Here is a 778-nt window from a genome sequence, read left to right as displayed (position 1 = left end):
CATTTAACTCATCACCACCAACCATCACAGCTTCAACTTGAGCAGCCTCACTGACTGTCGCTACGAACTTAACCACAGGTCGAATGATACCGTGTACATTACTCATCAACGCGGTCACCTGACGACGATTGTGGTCGTCGATACTTTTATAGGTAACATAATAGGCGCTGGTTCTGCTCGTACATTGGAGCTCGCGCCCCATAAGAGTCAACGCTTGATTGATTTCTCGGCGTGTACGATCCTCTTTAAGCGTCTTGTAAGCTTCACGATCCGTTGCTGGGCAGATAAAGCTACCACTAAGTAGAGATTCTAAGACTTGTGATACTGGCTTCATGCTTCTACTCCTGTGCTAGTTTCAGCGGCTTTAGCTAACGCAAGTTTGCTTACTTTAGGTTTGTTGAAAATGTTCTTGTAAGGCGTTAAGTGATACAGATACTTAAATAAGTTGGCCGTACGATTATTGCCATCGGGTTGAGCCGCGATAACATTGAAGTTATGTGCCCCCATCATTTTGAGCAGTTTGGCTTGGTTTTCTGCCGTCAGCTTACCAATCTCATCGGTTGGGTAAGTTATTGATAGTCGACTTGCTCCACGTTGTTGTGTCAGAAGTGCTAAATACAACATGGATTGAATGAGCAAGTTCGTACCATTACTGGCCAAATCACGCATATCTTTATCTGTTTTGGCCGTTTTACGCTGGTTGTTCTCGATGACTTCAAATTTGATGTCAAACAGCTCAGTAGGCTTTTTAACTTTCTCGGCACTAATATGGTATGTC

General features: G+C 43.8%; 1 protein-coding gene and 1 pseudogene. Both read right to left on the bottom strand.

The annotated features are described in order from the left end of the window. Positions 1-334 (bottom strand): annotated as a pseudogene (locus AB4486_RS25185) (hypothetical protein); the annotation flags it as partial. Continuing rightward, positions 331-778 (bottom strand): ATP-binding protein (locus AB4486_RS25180; protein ID WP_372119440.1); only part of this gene is annotated, 448 nt, incomplete at its 5' end. The pseudogene AB4486_RS25185 and the gene AB4486_RS25180, both read right to left, overlap by 4 nt.

The organism is Vibrio sp. 10N.222.55.C6 (assembly GCF_041473395.1).
Lineage (GTDB): Bacteria > Pseudomonadota > Gammaproteobacteria > Enterobacterales > Vibrionaceae > Vibrio > Vibrio crassostreae_C.
The sequence above is the reverse complement of the archived record's forward strand: the minus strand, read 5'-3'. Positions and strand labels throughout refer to the sequence as shown.